Source organism: Paenibacillus sp. sgz302114 (genome assembly GCF_056120345.1).
Genome location: NZ_JBVYOI010000003.1, coordinates 116,885 through 135,165, shown reverse-complemented (window position 1 = coordinate 135,165; position 18,281 = coordinate 116,885). Strand labels below are relative to the sequence as shown.

Below are 18,281 nucleotides of genomic sequence, written 5' to 3'. Positions count from 1 at the left end.
TCCTTTTTTTATGAAGAATCGCCTGGTTGACCAGAGATTCTTGAACCTTACCTAGGCTCCGGAGACACCTATTATTTTCGAGATGAATAAAGCGTCGACTGGTTAACCAGAGACACAACATGAACGAACATGTTGTGTCTTTTTATTATTTCATGGGAAGGGAGCATCTAAGATGGAATTCGTTGACACCGAGCCTGCGCTCAAAGAAGCTGCACTCAAAGAGGCTGCAGCTCGACCGCCGGTTCGCGTTCGTAAGAGAGCAAGTCGTCTTCTCAGATATATCTGGTTCAACCGTTACTTGTATCTCATGCTGGTACCGGCGCTGCTATACTACCTGATTTTCCATTACATCCCGATGTATGGCGCGGTCGTTGCGTTCAAGGAATTCAGCATTACTAAAGGAATTCTGGGCAGCGATTGGGCAGGCTTGAAGCATTTCGAGTATTTATTCTCGCAGGATAAATTTTGGCAGGTCATCAAAAACACCGTCGTCATCTCGCTGTACCGGCTTGCTTTTGGATTTCCCGCTCCGATTATCGCTGCCTTGCTGTTGAACGAGGTCAGGGTAAGGATATTCAAGCAGACGATACAGACTGTGATCTACCTGCCTCATTTTATTTCGTGGGTCATTTTGGGAGGCATTCTTATCAACTTGCTCTCCACGGACAGCGGTGTGGTGAACAACATCATTAAGCTGTTCGGAGGCTCGCCGATTGGATTTCTGAGCGAAGAATCCTATTTCCGCAGCACGCTTGTCTTCTCGATGATCTGGAAGGAGTTCGGCTGGAACACAATTATCTACATAGCGGCATTGGCCGGAATCAGTCCTCATCTGTACGAAGCGGCAGTTATCGACGGGGCAAATCGCTTTCAACGACTTCTGTATCTCACGATTCCGCTGATCAGAAGCACCATCGTGCTCATTCTCATTCTTCGGCTGGGCGGCATTATGGAAGCGGGCTTCGAGCAAATTTTCGTGCTATATCATCCGGGTGTATATCGCGTTTCGGATATTATCGACACCTATGTGTACCGGATTGGCTTGACGGATGGGAGGTTCAGTCTTGCGGCGGCGGTTGGATTGTTTAAATCGTTGATCAATTTCACGCTGCTCGTTCTGGCCAATTGGCTTTCCCGGAGGATGGGAGAACAAGGTGTTTACTGATACGGGAGGGAGATTATGCATTTCACAAGCAGAGTAGGAAAGCTATTCGATTCATTCAATATGGGCTTCCTGGCGATTGTAGCGATCGTTACGATATATCCGTTCTGGGATACGTTCGTTGTATCCATCATTCCGCTGGATGAGTACCTCGGATCAAGTATTCATCTGTTTCCTAAACACATCACCTTCGAAGCATATACCTACTTGTTCTCGATGAGCGAGCTCTGGACGTCTTACGGAGTGACGCTATTCGTCACGATTGTGGGTACGGCGCTGAATATGATCCTTACGGTAATGGCTGCCTATGCGCTTTCCAGACCCGGGTTGAAAGGAAGCCGCGTCATTATGTTTCTCTTCGTGTTTACGATGATGTTCAGCGGCGGCATCATTCCGACTTATCTATTGGTCAAAAACCTCGGCATGATGAACTCGGTATGGGCGCTCATCATCCCGAGCGCGCTCAACACCTATAACTTGATCATTATGAAGAACTTCTTCACTGCGCTGCCGGACGGCTTGGTCGAAGCGGCACGAATCGATGGCTGCAATGACCTGGGGATCTTGTACAAGATTGTGATCCCGTTATCGATGCCGGCCATTTCCACCATCACACTCTTTTATGCCGTTACCCGGTGGAACGAGTTCTTCAATGCGATCTTCTTCATCAGCGACAAGGAGCTTTGGCCGTTGCAGCTGTTCTTGCGAAGTATGCTGTTCGAGAACGAATCCTCGTACTCGGGAGGCGGCGACAGCGTGTTTCTCCTCGGACCTTCGATCAAGATGGCGACGGTCATGGCAGCTTCCATTCCGGTCATGCTCATTTATCCGTTTTTCCAGAAATATTTCACCAATGGCGTTTTGATTGGCGCGGTTAAGGAGTAATTCCTTCACTATAAAAAAATCAAGCAGGAGGCAAAGAAATGAAGCATAGGAGAGAGAAAACAATTCGTAAATGGGTGGTCTTGGCAGCAGCAGCAGCGCTAATCCTAACAGCAGGATGCTCGAATAAGCCGGAAGCCAATAATGCAAAGGAAGCCAGCACTAACGATGTTGCTACAAATTCTACGACTAATTCTGCTGCTAAAACGGATTCCGCTTCCGAAGAGCCGTATGAGCTCGTTTATCTGACAACGGGCGACCAAGGGGCGAAGCCGCTGGTGCCGAACGATCGCATTATTGCCGAGATTAACAAGCGGCTGAACATCAAGCTGACAGTTAAGATCGCACCTGAGTTCTCGTACGACAAGATTAACGTAGCGATTGCGAGCGGAGATCTTCCTGACGTTGTGACGACGCAGTATCCTTCTTCTTCTGTCTCCCAGTGGATCAAGGAAGGCATTCTGCTTCCGCTGAATGATTACTTTGACAAACTCCCTACGATTAAAGCCAAGCTCGATAATGGCCTGCAGTGGACAGCGGTAGACGGAAAATATTACGGATACCCCTTCGTGAGCGGAATGGAGAAATCGAATTACACCGTTCAATTCCGTCAGGACTGGCTGGATAAGCTGGGCCTGCAGCATCCGAAAACATTGGATGAATTTGAAGATACGCTGAAAGCCATCGTGGAGAAGGACCCTGACGGCAACGGCAAGGCGGACACCTTCGGCTATATCACGAACAAGCCGGTTCCCGGCGACGCTCTAACTGCATTCGATTTCGTCCTTTATGCGTACGGTCTTCCAGATGCGGACTATGTGCTGAACGATAAAGGAGAGGTCATCCCTCGCTTCGAGCACCCAGCCTTCAAAGCTGGCATTGAGGAGCTCCGCAAATGGTACAAAGAGAAGCTGATCGATCCCGAATTTATTTTGTATGACAGACCGGCGAAGGAACAGAAGTTTTTCCAAAGCAAAGCAGGCGTCATGGATGGTCCATTATTCCGCCATGTGAGCCGTATTGAAGGAAGCTTGAAGCAGGTCAATCCGGATGGCGTGCTCGGATATGCGCCACCGCCAACTGGACCGGATGGCAAGCAAGGTATGGCTACTCGTCCGAAGACGGCTTTGTTCACGGCTGTTACCAATAAAGCGAAGAACCCGGAGAAAGCAGCAGAGTTCATCGAATTCATGCTGTCCAAGGAAGGCCGCGACCTGCTTCAGCTCGGCATCGAGGGAGTCCACTATACGAAGCAAGGGGATAAAATTACTTACAACGAAGCGGAACGCGAGAAAGACGGATTCGCCCCGAATGGCTGGGCTCATCCGCTTGCTTGGGGCAACGTGACTTGGCCAATCGATGAAGACTACTTGCCGCAGACGGAGCTGAATATCGATCGCGCCAAAGATTCGGTTAAAGTGGCTTCGCAATATTTCGTGCCGAATCTCATTACCCGCAAGACGGATGCGGAGATCGAATACGGCAAAGCCGTCAATGAAGTCTATAACCAATATTTCGTGGACCTCTTGAAGGGCAAGCTTGATGTCGATAAAGGGCTCGCGCAGCTCGGCAAGGAGTGGCGCCAAGCAGGCGGCGATGAAATTCTGAAGTCGGTCAATGACGAGTACAAGAAGGAAGGCGCAAGCAAATAAGCGGATATGGTGGTCGTATATGAAGAATCGAAGTGATCGTCCGAATGTCATTGTGTTTTTCACCGACCAGCAGCGCTGGGACATGACAGGCGTCCATGCCAATCCGCTTGATTTAACGCCGAATTTCGATCGTATGGCCCGTTCGGGGACCGATGTGCATCAATCCTTTACGTGTCAGCCGGTTTGTGGCCCTGCTCGTTCTGCCATGCAGACCGGCTTGTATCCAACGACAACGGGGTGCTATCACAACGGAATTGCGCTGCCGGAAGGGACGAGAACGTTAGCGCATCATTTTCGCGACGCAGGCTATCGAACCGGTTATATCGGCAAATGGCATCTGGCCGGCGAAGAGCCCGTACCGGCGAACCAGAGAGGCGGCTACGAATATTGGCTTGCCTCCAACGGCTTGGAGCATACGTCGGACTCTTATCGAACAGTCGTGTATGACGATCAGAACGAGCCGGTTCGACTGCCGGGTTATCGGGTGGACGCGCTGACGGATGCGGCCATCCGCTATATCGATCAGAACCAGGATGATCCGTTCTATCTCTTCGTCTCCTATATTGAACCGCATCAGCAAAATCATCTCGACAATTACCCAGCGCCGGATGGTTATCGGGAGCGTTATCGCGGCGCGCCGCTTCCTCCCGATCTCGCTGCACTTGGCGGGACGGCGCATCGGCATTACGCAGGTTATTGCGGCATGGTGAAGCGGCTGGACGAAGCACTGGGAAGACTGCTGGACAGCTTGAAGAGTTTGTCGCTGACTGACAATACCATTGTTCTTTATACGTCGGATCACGGCTGTCATTTCCGGACGAGAAACCAGGAATATAAGCGTTCGCCTCACGACAGCTCCATACGGGTGCCGACCGCTCTTCAGGGTCCCGGCTTTACAGGCGGAGGTCAAATTCGCCAGCCCGTCAGCTTGATCGACCTGCCCCCGACACTGCTTGATGCGGCAGGGCTGGCCGTTCCTCCCGAGATGCAAGGAAGATCCATACTCCCATTGCTGAACGGCGGCAAGGCGGACTGGCCGGAGGAGGTGTTCGTTCAAATTAGCGAAGACCATGTCGGCCGCGCCATTCGCACGGACCGTTGGAAGTATGCGGTGACGGCGCCGGACAAGGATGGCTGGAAGCACGCTGGATCGGACATTTACGTGGAGCAATATCTATATGACCTGCACGCCGATCCTGATGAATTGTTCAATCTCGCCGGAATTCCCGTTCATCAAGGCGACGCTTCGCGGCTCAGAGAGCAGCTGCTGAGGAGAATCCGTGAGACGGAAGGTCAGTCTCCCGTTATCATTCCTGCCGAAGAACGAGAATGGCCAAGAGGTTATTAATATCGACTTGTCCTTATATATTCATTATTAGAGAGTGAGGAGAATTTACTATGACGAAAGCAATTGTATCCGAAGAGCGTCCACGTCAAATTCCGGATCGAGGCATTAAGGGAGGCCCTCGCATCATCAACCGGTTGCCGGAAGGAGTAGAGGAGCAGCCGTACACGCTGTTTCAAGTCAAGCCTTACGGTCCGCTGATCGGCGCGGAAATCGAAGGCGTCGACCTTCGTAATCCCGTGACGCCAGAGCTCCAACAGGAGTTGAATCGTGCGCTGCTGGAGTGGAAAGTGATTTTCTTCCGTGATCAGGACATCACAAGCGAGCAGCATCAGTCGTTCGCCCGTCTGTGGGGAGAACTGGAGACACATCCTTTCCTGCCCCAAGGAACATCGGATGAGGTTGTTCGTTTCGCCAAGGATGACAAAAAAGCCGGGTATGAAAACAACTGGCATTCAGACGTAAGCTGGCGGTTGACGCCTGCGCTTGGAGCTGTCCTTCGCGTTACGGAAGCGCCTGCTTTAGGCGGGGAGACCTTATGGTCAGATCAGGGTGCCGCTTACGACAACCTGCCCGATGAGATTAAGGAGAGAATCGACGGACTGACGGCGATTCATGATTTTACCCACGTCTTCGGCGTGCGGCTGTCCCCCGAGGAATTGCTGGTCCGCCAGGAGGAGTTTCCGGCTGCGGAGCATCCGGTCGTGCGCACTCATCCGGAGACGGGGAGAAAAACGCTGTACGTCAATCCGAACTTTACGGTGCGGATCGCAGGTCTGGAGCAAGAGGAAAGCGAAGAACTCCTCTCGTATCTGTTCCGCCATTCGCAGCTGCCCGAGTTTCAGGTCCGCTTCCGCTGGGAAGCGAACTCCATCGCTTTCTGGGATAACCGCGCCACGCAGCATTACGCGAATTCGGACTATTACCCGAACCGCCGCGTTGCGGAGCGAGTGGCGATCGTAGGAGACCGACCTTATTAAGTAAAAGCTGAGCCCGCGCGCTATCGCGGGCTTTCTTCACGATTATAGAGGAAAGGAAGAAGCAGATGGGTCAACCGAAGAAGAAACCGAATTTGTTGTTTATCCTAATCGATGACATGGGCTGGAAGGACTTGGGCTGTTATGGCAGCACCTTTTATGAAACACCTAATCTGGACCGTCTGGCAGCAGAAGGGATGCGGTTTACGGACGCCTATGCCGCTGCTCCTGTCTGTTCGCCGACCCGTGCAAGCATTATGAGCGGGAAATATCCGGCGAATGTCGGCGTGACCAACTGGATTGGCGGTCAGACGGCAGGAAAACTGATCGATGCGCCTTACATCAAGCATCTTCCGCTTCAGGAGAAAAGTGTGGCTTCTGCATTGAAGGAGCATGGTTACCAGACTTGGCATGTGGGCAAATGGCATCTCGGCGGACAATCATATTATCCGGACAAACACGGCTTCGACGTCAATATTGGCGGCTGCAGCTGGGGGATGCCGCTGAATGGATTTTTTAGCCCGTATGGAATTGAGACGCTTGAGGAGGGTCCGGACGGAGAATATTTGACCGACAGACTGACGGACGAGGCGATCCGGCTGATCCGGCAAAATGACGGGACGCCGTTCTTCTTGAATTTGTGGCATTATGCGGTGCACATCCCGATCGAGGTCAACGCAGAGCTCACTGAGCGTTTCGCGGAGAAGGCTAGAGTGCTCGGTTTGGACCAGCTCGAAGCGTTTGTGGAAGGAGAGCCCTTCCCATGCGAACATAAACAACATCTGCGGGTGCAACGGCGGATTCTGCAGTCCGATCCCGCGTACGCAGCGATGATCTATAACCTCGATTGGAATATCGGCCGATTAAGAGAAGCGTTAGAAGAGACGGGGCAGCTGGAAGATACGGTGATTGTATTCACTTCTGACAACGGCGGCTTGGCAACGGCGGAAGGATCGCCAACCTGCAACAGTCCGCTTCAAGAAGGCAAGGGTTGGATGTACGAAGGAGGCGTTCGGGAGCCGCTCATCGTTCGTTGGCCAGCCGTTGTGAAGCCGGGCAGCGTCAGCGAGATTCCCGTGACAAGTCCAGATTTCTATCCAACGCTACTGGAATTGGCAGGAGTTGATCCGCTGCCAGAGCAGCACGAGGATGGCGTCAGTCTGGTACCCTTGTTGAATGGAGCGGAGTCCTTGGACCGGGACACGTTATTCTGGCATTACCCTCATTATGGGAATCAGGGAGGGACTCCGGGGTCGTCGGTGAGGGAAGGGGATTACAAGCTCATCGAATTTTTCGAAGACGGACGCTTGGAGCTATACAACTTGAGAGAGGATCTCTCGGAAGAGCACAATATCGCGGAGCAGCAGCCAGAGCTTGCTGAGCGGCTGCACCGGAAGCTTCGCGGATGGCGCGAGCGGATAGAGGCTGAGATTCCGATGGGCAATCCGGCGTTCAGCCGCTGAGTGCCTCATATTTTGGCAGGAAGGAGTGTCATCTATGTATGAAACAGAACGCAGGCCGTCGTGCTGCAGCATGGGTCGCGAAAGCTTGACGCAGACCGCAATCGTAGAAAACGATGCCCAGCTACACACAGTTGTAGGACGCGACGCAAAGGTAAGCATGATCCATCTGCCCGGCGGTTCTTTTCTAATGGGTACCGAGGACGCGGAAGGATTTCCCGATGATGGAGAGGGTCCGATTCGAGAGGTGGAGCTCAGCCCGTTCTATATCGACAGCTGTACGGTGATCAATGCCGAATTTGCCGAGTTTGTCAGCAGGACGGGTTATGTGACGGAGGCGGAACGTTTCGGCTGGTCATATGTGTTCCATCTATTCGTGCCGGAGCGGGTGCGAGCGTCTGATTCCCGTCCGGTTCCAGGCTTGCCGTGGTGGCTTGCTGTGAATGGCGCGAGCTGGCATCGTCCTGAAGGCGCTGGCTCCTCCATTGAAGCGCGGCCAGATCATCCTGTCATCCATATCTCGTGGAATGATGCGAACCGGTATGCGGAATGGTCGGGCAAAAGGCTGCCTACGGAAGCGGAGTGGGAATACGCGGCAAGAGGAGGCCTTGTGCAGAAAAGATATCCGTGGGGAGATTTGCTGAAGCCCGGCGGGGAGCATCGCTGCAACATTTGGCAAGGGAAATTTCCCGACAAGGACAACGCATCGGACGGCTATGCAGGGACGGCACCGGTCCGATCGTTTCCTCCGAACGGATACGGACTTTACCAAACGGTAGGCAACGTGTGGGAATGGTGTTCGGACTGGTTCAGCAGAGTGCCTGCCGCTCCAGGAAGGGCGATGAATCCTAGAGGGCCGCGAACAGGCAGCTCCCGTGCTATGCGCGGAGGCTCTTATCTCTGTCATACCTCCTACTGCAATCGCTACCGGGTTGCCGCCCGCAGCTCCAACACACCTGACAGCTCTACGGGAAACTTAGGCTTCCGCTGTGCTGCCGATGCTTAAAGCTAAGGCGGCTGGCAAGTGAACTGGCAAGTGAACGATCGTCTCCAAATCAGATAAAGGAGTGCAGCAGCCGATGAAGAGCAGGCCGAATGTATTGTTGATCACCAGCGATCAACAGCATTGGAATACGATAGGAGCTTTTAACTCTGAGATCTCGACGCCTAATCTGGATCGTCTGGTTCGTGAAGGCACGGCATTCACGCGGGCGTACTGTCCGAACCCGACCTGTACGCCGACCCGAAGCTCCCTGATCACAGGGATGTATCCGAGTCAGCATGGGGCATGGACATTGGGCACCAAGCTGTCCGAGAAGGTGCGGACGGTTGGCGAAGATTTTCTCGAGGCGGGTTACGCTACGGCCTTGGTAGGAAAGGCTCACTTCCAGCCGCTAGCCTCGACGCCCGAGTACACTTCGCTGGAGTCATACCCAGTGCTTCAGGATTTGGATTTCTGGAGAGAGTTTGATGAGACATTCTATGGCTTCCGTCATGTGGAGCTGGCTCGAAACCATGCGAATGAAGCTCACATTGGGCAGCATTACGCGATATGGCTGGAAGAGAAGGGCTGCTCGAACTGGAGAGACTACTTCGTGGCTCCGACCGGAACGATGGATCAATCTGCCGTCCATAAGTGGGACATCCCTGAGCAATATCATTATGACGCATGGATTGCCGAACGGACGAATGCTCTGCTGGAACAATATGAACGGGAGGACACTCCGTTTTTCCTATGGTCCAGCTTATTCGATCCTCATCCGCCTTACTTGGTTCCAGAGCCGTGGGATACGATATATGATCCTGACAGGCTGACGATTCCAAGTGGCGCGGCTCATGAGCACGATGCGAACCCGCCGCATTTCCGGCTGACTCAGGAAGAGAATCCGGACTTCAGCAGCTATAAAGAGACCGGCTTCGGCATTCACGGCATGCATTCGCATAGGTATGAGGAGGCTGCGCTTCGGCATGACATTGCGACGTATTATGCCATGACGAGCCTGATGGATAAATACATTGGACGCATTCTCGACAAGCTGGATGAGCTTGGCCTGACGGACCATACACTGGTCGTCTTCACATCCGATCATGGCCATTTCTACGGTCATCACGGATTGACGGCAAAAGGACCGTTCCATTACGAGGATCTCATCCGCGTCCCGATGCTGGCCCGTTACCCCGGACATATCCCTGCGGGGAAGGTGAACGACTCACTGCAATCCCTAGTGGACTTTGCGCCAACTTTCCTTTCGTTTGCCGGACTGAAGGTCCCGTACACGATGTCGGGCAAGGATCAGCACGAGGTTTGGAACGGTCGTCAGGCTGCTGCGAGGGATCACATTCTTTGTGAGAATCATCACGAGCCCACGACCATTCATCTGAAAACATATGTGGACGAGCGCTATAAGCTGACGGTTTATTACAAGCAGGAATACGGCGAGCTCTATGACCTCGAAGCCGACCAAGAAGAGCGGCACAATCGGTGGAACGATCCGGATTATGCAGCCATCAAGACGAGCTTGCTTCTAAAGTATGCATGGGCCGGATTGGAACAGGAACCGCTATTTATGCCGCGTATCGCGCATGCGTAAGGCAAAGGCACGGTAATGATCCGGAAGCAGGAAGCGTCCGGCATAGAAAGGTGAGATATCGCAATGAAAGCAATTATGGTCATGTTCGATACGTTGAACCGGCATATGCTGTCCCCTTATGGAGGGCCCGATTGGATCCATACCCCGAATTTTAAGCGACTTGCGGAAAGGACGACCGTGTTCGACAACAGCTATGTTGGCAGCATGCCCTGCATGCCCGCCAGAAGAGAGCTCCATACCGGCCGGCATAATTTTCTGCATCGCAGCTGGGGACCGCTCGAACCGTTCGACGACTCCGCCATAGCGTTGATGGGAGATGCCGGGGTGTATACGCATTTGGTCACCGATCATCAGCATTATTGGGAGGATGGCGGCGGGACGTATCATACAAGGTACAATTCATTTGAGCTTATTCGCGGGCAGGAGGGCGATCCGTGGAAAGGCGAAGTAAGAAACCCGGATGGCGCCGGCTTGGATCACCTGCATCCAATTGCGAAGAAAATGGTTCGTCAAGATCGCGTCAACCGGAAATACATACAGCAGCAGGAGCAATTTCCGCAAGCACGGACTTTCGCAGGCGGTCTTGAATTCATCGAATCCAATTATTTGGAAGACAATTGGTATCTTCAGATCGAAACCTTCGATCCGCATGAGCCCTTCTACAGCCCGGCAGAGTTTAAAGAACGGTACTCGCATGATTACGAAGGGACGCTTGCGGATTGGCCGATTTACGGGCCGGTTACCGAAGAGCCGGAGGACGTCCGGCATATGCGGTTCGAATATGCCGCGCTGCTCTCGATGTGCGATCACTATTTGGGACAAGTGCTGGATACGATGGACCGGCTGGACCTGTGGCAAGATACCTTGCTAATCGTGAACACGGATCACGGCTTCTTGCTCGGCGAGCATGATCAATGGGCGAAGTGCGTGCAGCCATTCTATAATGAAGTCGCGCATACACCTCTGTTCATATGGGACCCGCGGACGGGCATTCAGAACGAGCGGCGCCAAAGCCTGGTGCAAATGATTGACCTGCCGGCTACGCTGCTCGATTTCTTCGACATTGAGCGGCCGAAGGATATGCAGGGCAGATCGTTGCGCCGAACAATTGAGGCGGATGTGCCCATTCGTGAGGCAGCCTTGTTCGGCATACACGGCGGACACATCAACATAACGGACAAACGATACGTTTACATGCGAGCGGCAGCGGCTGCAGACAACCAGCCACTGTACGATTACACGCTTATGCCGACTCACATGCGGAGCCGCTTCGCTCCAGAGGAATTGAAGCAGCTTGAGTTAGCGGAGCCCTTCACCTTCACGAAGCAGATCAAGCCGCTTCGCATTCCGGTTCAAACACGGGGCAATTTGCATGAATTCGGTACGCTCTTATTCGATTTGACACATGATCCAGAGCAAGCTGCCCCGTTGCATGATCCCGAGGTGGAGGCGCGGTTGGTCGAGCTTATGATCGGGCTAATGCGAGAAAACGATGCACCGCCGGAGCAATATGAGCGATTGGGGCTTGGCGAGCGCAGCCTGATATAAATGAGAAACGGAGTTCGGGATTACCCGGACTCCGTTTCTTTGCTTGCAGCTGTTATGATAGGCTAAGGTTGATAGATTAAGGTTATATGCAAACATTGGAGGCGTGTTCAATGAAGAAAGTGCTGCTTACCGGTTTTGATCCGTTCGGCGGGGATACGATCAATCCATCCTGGGAAGTGGTCAGCCGGCTTCACCATAGAAAGCTCGAGGGGCTTGAGGTGGAGGCCAGACAGCTTCCTACCGTCTTCCATCAGTCATTGAAGCTGCTCCGGCAGCTGCTTCTGGATGTGAAGCCTGATGTGGTTATCTGCATCGGCCAAGCTGGTGGGAGAAGCGATATTGCTATCGAACGAGTTGCTGTTAATCTGAGCGATGCCCGGATCCCGGACAACGAAGGGAATCAGCCGATTGATGAGCCGATCATCCCAGGCGGTCCGGCAGCTTACTGGTCTACATTGCCTGTAAAAGCAATAGCGGCAGCGATTCGCCAAGACGGAATACCGGCGTCCGTCTCCTACAGCGCAGGCACGTTTGTATGCAATCATCTATTTTATGGACTTCAGCATATAATTGCATCAGAATATCCCTCTATGAAAAGCGGCTTTATTCATATTCCTTATCTGCCTGCCCAAATCGCAGAGCGGCCGAATATGCCAAGCATGAGCTTGGATGTCATGGAACGCGCGATCGAAATTGCCATAAAGACGAGCATACTACTTGAACACGATATTATCGCTGCCGAAGGACGATTGTTTTAAACTCGAAGGTCGGAGGACTCCGGAGGAGTCCTTCTTATTTTTGCTTAAAAACGGTATAATAACTACTGAACTATGGAGGTGGGAAGTTGACAGCAGTAAGGAAAGCAGGCGTCGTTGGCGCCGGAACGATGGGTCAGGGCATTTGCGAAATGCTCGCCTTCAACGGCCTTGATGTCTGCATGGTAGAACAAGACGAAGAAAGGCTAAATCAAGCGCTCAGCATGATCGAGCAAAGCTTAGATAAGCAAATGGAGCGGTGGGCGCTCACTTCTGCAGAGAAGAAGCTGGTGATGAACCGGATTCATAAAGTGGAGCATCTGAGCGATCTGTCGGAGTGCGAGCTCGTCATCGAGACCATTACCGAGGATTTGGAGCGCAAGCTTGATATTTTCAAGCAGCTGGATGATATTTGCGCGCCGGATGTTATTTTGGCGAGCAATACGTCAACACTGAGCTTAACGGAGCTTGCAAGCGTGACTGCTCATCCGGAGCGGGTTATTGGCATGCACTTCGTCTATCCGGTAATCAAGACGGATCTGGTTGAAATTGTGCGAGGCCTGAAGACGTCGGATGAAACATTCAACCAAACGAAGTATTTTGTCGAGAACACGATACATAAGAACGGAGTCATGGTCTTCGAATCGCCTGGCTTTGTAACGACACGGCTTATTTGTCTATTCATCAACGAAGCGATGCATGTTCTTGAAGAAGGCGTTGCATCGGTTAACGATATAGATAGCGCGATGCGGATCGGATATTCGTTCCAGCATGGACCCTTCGAGATGGCGGATCGTTTCGGATTGGATGCGGTGCTTGCCGCGCTAGAGCGAATGTTCCGTGAATATGGCGAGCTGAAGTACCGGCCGTCGTTCATTCTGAAGAAGATGGTTCGCGGCGGGCAGCTCGGCGTGAAGAGCGGCGCAGGCTTCTTTAACTACGATAAGGACGGAGTCCGTGTATGATTATCCTAGTGATGAATGCGGGGAGTTCCTCGTTAAAATATCAGCTTTACAACATGGAGAGCGAGGATGTTCTCGCAGTCGGCCGCGTCGAGCGTATCGGGATGGATGATTCGATTCTGACGCATGAACCTACCGGCGGCATCGAAGTGAACCGCGTAAGCGAAATTCTCGATCATAATGAAGCGGTTCGCAAAGTCATTGATATGCTGACGCACCGGGAGCATGGCGTGCTGAAAGCAATCTCTGAGATTAATGCGGTAGGTCATCGGGTTGTGCACGGCGGCGAGAGCTTCAAGCAATCGACGCTTGTCACGCAAGAGGTGAAGCAGGAGATCAGACGTTTGTTCGACCTCGCCCCTCTACATAATCCGCCTGCGATGATGGGCATTACAGGCGTCGAGCTTAATTTGCCCAGCGTGCCGCAGGTCGTCGTGTTCGATACGGCGTTTCATCAGTCGATGCCGAAGGAATCCTTCCTGTACCCGATTCCGATGGTGCTCTATCGCCGTCACAAGATCAGACGATATGGCTTCCACGGCACATCGCATGATTATGTGAGCAAGCAAGCGGCGAAAGCGCTCGGCAGACCGCTTGAGGAGCTGAAGCTCGTGACCTGCCATATCGGCAACGGCGCAAGCTGCGCAGCGATTCTGCATGGCAAGACGCTCGATACGAGCATGGGCTTAACGCCGCTCGAAGGGCTCATGATGGGGACGCGCAGCGGCGACCTCGACCCGGCAATCGTGCCGTTCACGATGAACAAGGAAGAGCTGACGCTGAACGAAGTCAATTCCATGCTGAATAAGCACAGCGGATTGCTAGCCATTAGCGGCATCAGCAGCGATATGCGCGAGATCGTTCAAGCGATGAACGAAGGCGACAGCCATGCGAAGCTGGCATTCGATATGTATACATACCGGCTCCGCAAATATATCGGTGCCTATGCAGCGGCGATGGACGGCATTGATGCGGTTATTTTCACCGCTGGCGTAGGCGAGAATTCGTGGCCGGTTCGCAAGGCCGTATGCGAGAAGCTGACGTTCCTTGGCATCGAGTTCGACGAAGAGCGCAACCAGGAGCGTTCCAAGGAAGCGCGTTACATTACGAAGGACGGCTCCCGTACGAGTGTGCTCGTTGTACCGACGAATGAAGAGCTGCTCATCGCAAGAGATACGTTTGAAATTGTGAAATCATCATAAACCTAGCAGGATAGAAGTAAATTGTAAAAGTTGAATACTTGTAAAGGCGGAATCGAATATGAAAACATTAACAACAATTAGCCAGCTGAAGGACAACGCTGGTCAATCGGTATGGATTGGATGCTGGGTAAACAACAAACGTTCCAGCGGCAAAATCCAATTTCTCCAGCTGCGCGATGGTACTGGCTATGTGCAGGGCGTCGTCGTGAAGAGCGAGATATCGGAAGAGATCTGGGCAGCTGCGAAGGAACTGACGCAGGAGAGCTCGCTTTATGTGAAAGGTATTGTACGTGAGGAGCCGCGCAGTCAGTCTGGCTACGAGCTGACGGTTGAAGACATCGAGATCATTCAAGTGACGCAGGAATACCCGATTACGCCGAAGGAGCATGGCGTCGACTTCTTGATGGACCGCCGTCACCTGTGGCTCCGTTCGCCGAAGCAGCGCGCCATTCTCGTCATTCGCGCCGAGATTATCCGCTCGATTCAGCAGTACTTCGACAACAATGGCTTTACGCTCGTAGATCCGCCGATTCTGACGCCTTCTTCGTGCGAAGGAACGACGAACCTGTTCCATACGAAATATTTTGAAGAAGATGCGTACTTAACGCAAAGCGGACAGCTGTACATGGAAGCGGCAGCAATGGCGCTTGGCAAAGTATACTCGTTCGGTCCGACTTTCCGTGCAGAGAAGTCGAAGACACGCCGACACTTGATCGAATTCTGGATGATCGAGCCGGAGATGGCTTTCGTCGATCACGAAGAGAACCTGCGCGTACAAGAGCGATTCGTTTCCTTCGTCGTGCAGAACGTTGTGAAGAACTGTCGCAAGGAGCTCGAAACGATCGGCCGCGACATTAGCAAGCTGGAGAATATCCAGGCACCGTTCCCGCGCATCACGTATGACGATGCCATTAAGTTCTTGCAGGAGCAAGGCCAAGAAATCCAGTGGGGCGAAGACTTCGGTGCGCCGCATGAGACGGCAATCGCAGAGGCACACGATCGTCCGGTATTTATTACGCACTACCCGGCATCGTTCAAGGCGTTCTACATGAAGCCGGACCCGAACCGTCCGGAGGTTGTGCTCTGTGCCGATATGATCGCGCCTGAGGGCTATGGGGAAATCATCGGCGGCTCGCAGCGGATCGACGATCCGGAATTGCTGGCAGAGCGCTTCGCTGAGCACGAGTTGTCGACGGAAGCGTACCAATGGTACCTTGATCTTCGTAAATACGGCACAGTGCCGCATTCCGGCTTCGGGCTCGGCCTTGAGCGTACGGTAGCGTGGATTTGCGGTTTGGAACATGTTCGTGAGACGATTCCATTCCCACGTTTACTGTACCGTTTGTATCCATAAACAAGGGGAGAGGCATAACCGGTGAAAAATGAAATGTGGAAAGCTTACGCCAGAGGCATGGCGGCGGCAATGAACGGCGGCGGTGTCGTCGTTCCAGCCGGTCTGCTGCGTGCTTACCGCGGCGTTGGTTTATCCGACACCGAGATGATGCTGATGGTGCAGCTGATGATGTACCGTCAGCTTGAAGGTGTCGACTTTCCTACGCCGGAGCAGCTGGCGGAGCGCCTTGGCTTAATGCCGAAGGCGGCGCATCAGCTGCTAAGCCGTCTCATGAAGGAAGGTCTGCTCGCAATTGATGATGAGATCGATTCGGAGAGCGGCATGCAGACAGAGCGTTACAACTGGAACGGCTTCGTCATCCGCTGCGCCGAATGGCTGGCGGACGAAGCGAAGCAGTCGTTCGAGACGGAGCGGGAGCTGCAGCAGCGCAGCAGCAGTGCTGCGGCCCAAGCTGCAACTTCGTCGGATCTGTTCTCGGTGTTCGAGCAGGAATTCGGTCGTCCGCTTTCCCCGATGGAATGCGAGACGATCAGCGCTTGGGTGGATCAGGACCGGTATCCGGATGAGCTGATCCGCTTCGCGCTGAAGGAAGCGGTATTTGCAGGGAAGCTGCATTTCCGCTACATTGACCGCATTCTGCTCGAATGGAGCCGGAATCGGGTGACGAATATTGAAGAAGCGAAAACACATACGCAGAAGTTTCGCGGCGGCCGCGGGTCTTAATGACCCGGGCCGTTTTTTTATACGAAGGCATCCTTCTGGTTGGATCGTCTAACGAGACGCTAGAGGAGACCTTCTTTTTGCTCAAAAATGCGCAAGTCCGTTATGATTTATGCTAAACTAATGAAAAAAGACAGGTTTGCCCGCACGAGGTAAGGGAAGGACGATTGGCTGATGTCAGAACAGCACGCACATGCACATGCACATACTCATCCGCACGAGCATTCAGAATCGGTGGACTCGGGTGACCATACACATGATCCTGTGAAGCAAATGATACAAGTGATGTCGAAGAACGGCTGGCGCATTACGGATCAGCGCCGTGAGCTGGCTGAGATATTCGCGCGGACGGAAGGTTATTTGTCGCCAAAGGATGTTTATGACCAGATGACGGTTGCGTATCCAAGCGTAAGCTTCGATACGGTGTATCGCAACCTGCGTCTGCTGAGTGAGATGGGCGCGCTGGAGCAGTTTTATTTTATGGAGGGCGGTTTGAAGTTTCGGACCAGCTGTCTGTCGCACCATCATCATCACTTGATTTGCGTGAACTGCGAGAAGACGCTCACGTTCGAGTATTGCCCAATGGAGCAATCGCTGGATTTGCCGGGCTCGTTCAAAATTATTAATCATCGCTTTGAAGTATATGGCGTGTGTGAAGCGTGCCAGAAGGAATAGATGTATGAAGAGAGGGGAGCTTTCGCCGTGTGGCGAGGCTCCCTTTCTTGCTGTTGTTATATTTCTTGGATGAGTGATTGAATGCGGCTGTTCACGTCGCCGCTTCGGTATAGTCCGCCATGGTAGCAAATAACTTGCTCTATGTCGTATGCGGTGAACTGTTGCAACGACTTCGTTGCAGCCGCGCTATCGTAGTTGAATTGGCCGAGCTGAAGCACGCCGTCGATGACCATTAATGCGTCGGCAGCGATTAAGGTGCGGCTTGGAGAATGGTAGAGACTGACGTGACCAGGCGTATGCCCCGGCGTATCAATTACTGTGATTCCCTCGAACGGCTGCGCGTTCTCGCCATATCCGATCAGCTGATCTACCTTGCCAGTCGGCGGATGCTCGAGCGCGTAACGGAACGCTTGCTTCTGAGCCCCGGGCATCTCCTTCGGCAGTGAAGCCACTGCTAGGTCAATTCCCGCTCGAGTCACTTTAATGAGCATTCGTTCGCCTTGGATATAAGGCTTCTCGATTGCAGATGCCCATACTTGAATCGGGGCCATGCTTGCCTCGCATAGAGTAGACAGGCTGCCGATATGGTCAATATCTTGATGGGTGATAATGATGTCGGTTAGTCGTTCGAACGGCAAGCCTTCGCGCTGCAGCGCTTCTTGGATGAGCGCGGCTTGTCCGGGATAGCCAGCGTCAATCAGGACCGCTTGATTCTCGTTCCAGATGACACTCGGATAAATGGAATTCGTTCGTCCCATAATTGTGGCTGTAATGTCTAGCATCGCGATTCCTGCTTGAATTTGCATTGTTCAAAACCTCCGCTTGTTAAGTCTAACGACAATAATAGCGGATAGATTACTTTCGGTCAAATAAATATTTTATTATACCACACAATCGTTATTATGTCAATATAAATTTTATGACACATAAAAATAAGCCTATTTTGAACTTCTTTTCTCGGGCAGGAGGATAATCATCGGAGTCGATATCCCGGAT

The 18,281-nt window shown here is 52.7% G+C and carries 16 protein-coding genes; 15 read left to right on the top strand and 1 reads right to left on the bottom strand.

Going from position 1 to position 18,281, the window contains the following annotated elements; translation table 11 throughout:
- Positions 1-172: 172 nt before the first annotated feature.
- The 15 genes from AC0LWF_RS09715 (at position 173) to AC0LWF_RS09645 (ending at position 17,285) form a co-directional block, all read left to right on the top strand.
- The gene (locus tag AC0LWF_RS09715) at positions 173-1,165 is read left to right on the top strand and encodes an ABC transporter permease (protein WP_474651351.1); all 993 of its coding nucleotides are present in this window, start codon (positions 173-175) and stop codon (positions 1,163-1,165) included.
- Between the two features lie 15 nt (positions 1,166-1,180).
- Complete coding sequence (locus tag AC0LWF_RS09710; protein WP_474651350.1) at positions 1,181-2,047, top strand: carbohydrate ABC transporter permease; 867 nt, start codon at positions 1,181-1,183, stop codon at positions 2,045-2,047.
- A 38-nt stretch (positions 2,048-2,085) separates the two neighbouring features.
- Positions 2,086-3,696 carry an extracellular solute-binding protein gene (locus tag AC0LWF_RS09705; RefSeq protein WP_474651349.1) on the top strand — a complete coding sequence of 537 codons (1,611 nt, stop codon included), beginning with the start codon at positions 2,086-2,088 and terminating at the stop codon, positions 3,694-3,696.
- 19 nt (positions 3,697-3,715) lie between these two features.
- Positions 3,716-5,044, top strand: a complete 1,329-nt coding sequence (locus AC0LWF_RS09700; RefSeq protein WP_474651348.1) for a sulfatase family protein — start codon at positions 3,716-3,718, stop codon at positions 5,042-5,044.
- Between the two features lie 50 nt (positions 5,045-5,094).
- A complete protein-coding gene (locus AC0LWF_RS09695; protein ID WP_474651347.1) occupies positions 5,095-6,021 on the top strand; it encodes a TauD/TfdA dioxygenase family protein in 927 nt (308 codons plus the stop codon).
- 65 nt (positions 6,022-6,086) lie between these two features.
- Positions 6,087-7,481 (top strand): sulfatase, encoded by a 1,395-nt coding sequence (locus tag AC0LWF_RS09690; RefSeq protein WP_474651346.1) that lies wholly within the window; start codon positions 6,087-6,089, stop codon positions 7,479-7,481.
- A 34-nt stretch (positions 7,482-7,515) separates the two neighbouring features.
- On the top strand, positions 7,516-8,484 hold the full coding sequence (locus tag AC0LWF_RS09685) for a formylglycine-generating enzyme family protein (protein WP_474651345.1): 969 nt from the start codon (positions 7,516-7,518) through the stop codon (positions 8,482-8,484).
- Between the two features lie 73 nt (positions 8,485-8,557).
- Positions 8,558-10,069 carry a sulfatase family protein gene (locus AC0LWF_RS09680; protein WP_474651344.1) on the top strand — a complete coding sequence of 504 codons (1,512 nt, stop codon included), beginning with the start codon at positions 8,558-8,560 and terminating at the stop codon, positions 10,067-10,069.
- 63 nt (positions 10,070-10,132) lie between these two features.
- Entirely contained in the window at positions 10,133-11,617 is a 1,485-nt protein-coding gene (locus AC0LWF_RS09675) for a sulfatase (protein ID WP_474651343.1), read from the top strand.
- 110 nt (positions 11,618-11,727) lie between these two features.
- Positions 11,728-12,375 (top strand): pyroglutamyl-peptidase I, encoded by a 648-nt coding sequence (pcp, locus tag AC0LWF_RS09670; protein ID WP_474651342.1) that lies wholly within the window; start codon positions 11,728-11,730, stop codon positions 12,373-12,375.
- Between the two features lie 86 nt (positions 12,376-12,461).
- Positions 12,462-13,337, top strand: coding sequence for a 3-hydroxyacyl-CoA dehydrogenase family protein (locus AC0LWF_RS09665; RefSeq protein ID WP_474651341.1), 876 nt, complete (start codon positions 12,462-12,464; stop codon positions 13,335-13,337).
- Complete coding sequence (locus AC0LWF_RS09660) at positions 13,334-14,536, top strand: acetate kinase (protein WP_474651340.1); 1,203 nt, start codon at positions 13,334-13,336, stop codon at positions 14,534-14,536. The genes AC0LWF_RS09665 and AC0LWF_RS09660 overlap by 4 nt, the downstream gene beginning before the upstream one ends.
- Before the next feature lie 58 nt (positions 14,537-14,594).
- Positions 14,595-15,890: an asparagine--tRNA ligase gene (gene asnS / locus AC0LWF_RS09655; RefSeq protein WP_474651339.1), complete on the top strand. Its 1,296-nt coding sequence runs from the start codon at positions 14,595-14,597 to the stop codon at positions 15,888-15,890.
- 21 nt (positions 15,891-15,911) lie between these two features.
- Positions 15,912-16,613: a DnaD domain protein gene (locus tag AC0LWF_RS09650; protein ID WP_474651338.1), complete on the top strand. Its 702-nt coding sequence runs from the start codon at positions 15,912-15,914 to the stop codon at positions 16,611-16,613.
- A 270-nt stretch (positions 16,614-16,883) separates the two neighbouring features.
- A complete protein-coding gene (locus tag AC0LWF_RS09645; RefSeq protein ID WP_474651747.1) occupies positions 16,884-17,285 on the top strand; it encodes a Fur family transcriptional regulator in 402 nt (133 codons plus the stop codon).
- 56 nt (positions 17,286-17,341) lie between these two features.
- On the opposite strand, the gene AC0LWF_RS09640 is transcribed toward AC0LWF_RS09645, so the two are convergent.
- Positions 17,342-18,091: an MBL fold metallo-hydrolase gene (locus AC0LWF_RS09640; RefSeq protein WP_474651337.1), complete on the bottom strand. Its 750-nt coding sequence runs from the start codon at positions 18,089-18,091 to the stop codon at positions 17,342-17,344.
- Positions 18,092-18,281: the final 190 nt, after the last annotated feature.

What these genes read in the sequence shown, in the direction of transcription:
- AC0LWF_RS09715 (WP_474651351.1), top strand. Translation starts at nt 173, where the DNA reads ATGGAATTCGTTGACACCGAGCCTGCGCTCAAAGAAGCTGCACTCAAA.
- AC0LWF_RS09710 (WP_474651350.1), top strand. Translation starts at nt 1,181, where the DNA reads ATGCATTTCACAAGCAGAGTAGGAAAGCTATTCGATTCATTCAATATG.
- AC0LWF_RS09705 (WP_474651349.1), top strand. Translation starts at nt 2,086, where the DNA reads ATGAAGCATAGGAGAGAGAAAACAATTCGTAAATGGGTGGTCTTGGCA.
- AC0LWF_RS09700 (WP_474651348.1), top strand. Translation starts at nt 3,716, where the DNA reads ATGAAGAATCGAAGTGATCGTCCGAATGTCATTGTGTTTTTCACCGAC.
- AC0LWF_RS09695 (WP_474651347.1), top strand. Translation starts at nt 5,095, where the DNA reads ATGACGAAAGCAATTGTATCCGAAGAGCGTCCACGTCAAATTCCGGAT.
- AC0LWF_RS09690 (WP_474651346.1), top strand. Translation starts at nt 6,087, where the DNA reads ATGGGTCAACCGAAGAAGAAACCGAATTTGTTGTTTATCCTAATCGAT.
- AC0LWF_RS09685 (WP_474651345.1), top strand. Translation starts at nt 7,516, where the DNA reads ATGTATGAAACAGAACGCAGGCCGTCGTGCTGCAGCATGGGTCGCGAA.
- AC0LWF_RS09680 (WP_474651344.1), top strand. Translation starts at nt 8,558, where the DNA reads ATGAAGAGCAGGCCGAATGTATTGTTGATCACCAGCGATCAACAGCAT.
- AC0LWF_RS09675 (WP_474651343.1), top strand. Translation starts at nt 10,133, where the DNA reads ATGAAAGCAATTATGGTCATGTTCGATACGTTGAACCGGCATATGCTG.
- pcp (WP_474651342.1), top strand. Translation starts at nt 11,728, where the DNA reads ATGAAGAAAGTGCTGCTTACCGGTTTTGATCCGTTCGGCGGGGATACG.
- AC0LWF_RS09660 (WP_474651340.1), top strand. Translation starts at nt 13,334, where the DNA reads ATGATTATCCTAGTGATGAATGCGGGGAGTTCCTCGTTAAAATATCAG.
- asnS (WP_474651339.1), top strand. Translation starts at nt 14,595, where the DNA reads ATGAAAACATTAACAACAATTAGCCAGCTGAAGGACAACGCTGGTCAA.
- AC0LWF_RS09645 (WP_474651747.1), top strand. Translation starts at nt 16,884, where the DNA reads ATGATACAAGTGATGTCGAAGAACGGCTGGCGCATTACGGATCAGCGC.
- AC0LWF_RS09640 (WP_474651337.1), bottom strand. Translation starts at nt 18,091, where the DNA reads ATGCAAATTCAAGCAGGAATCGCGATGCTAGACATTACAGCCACAATT.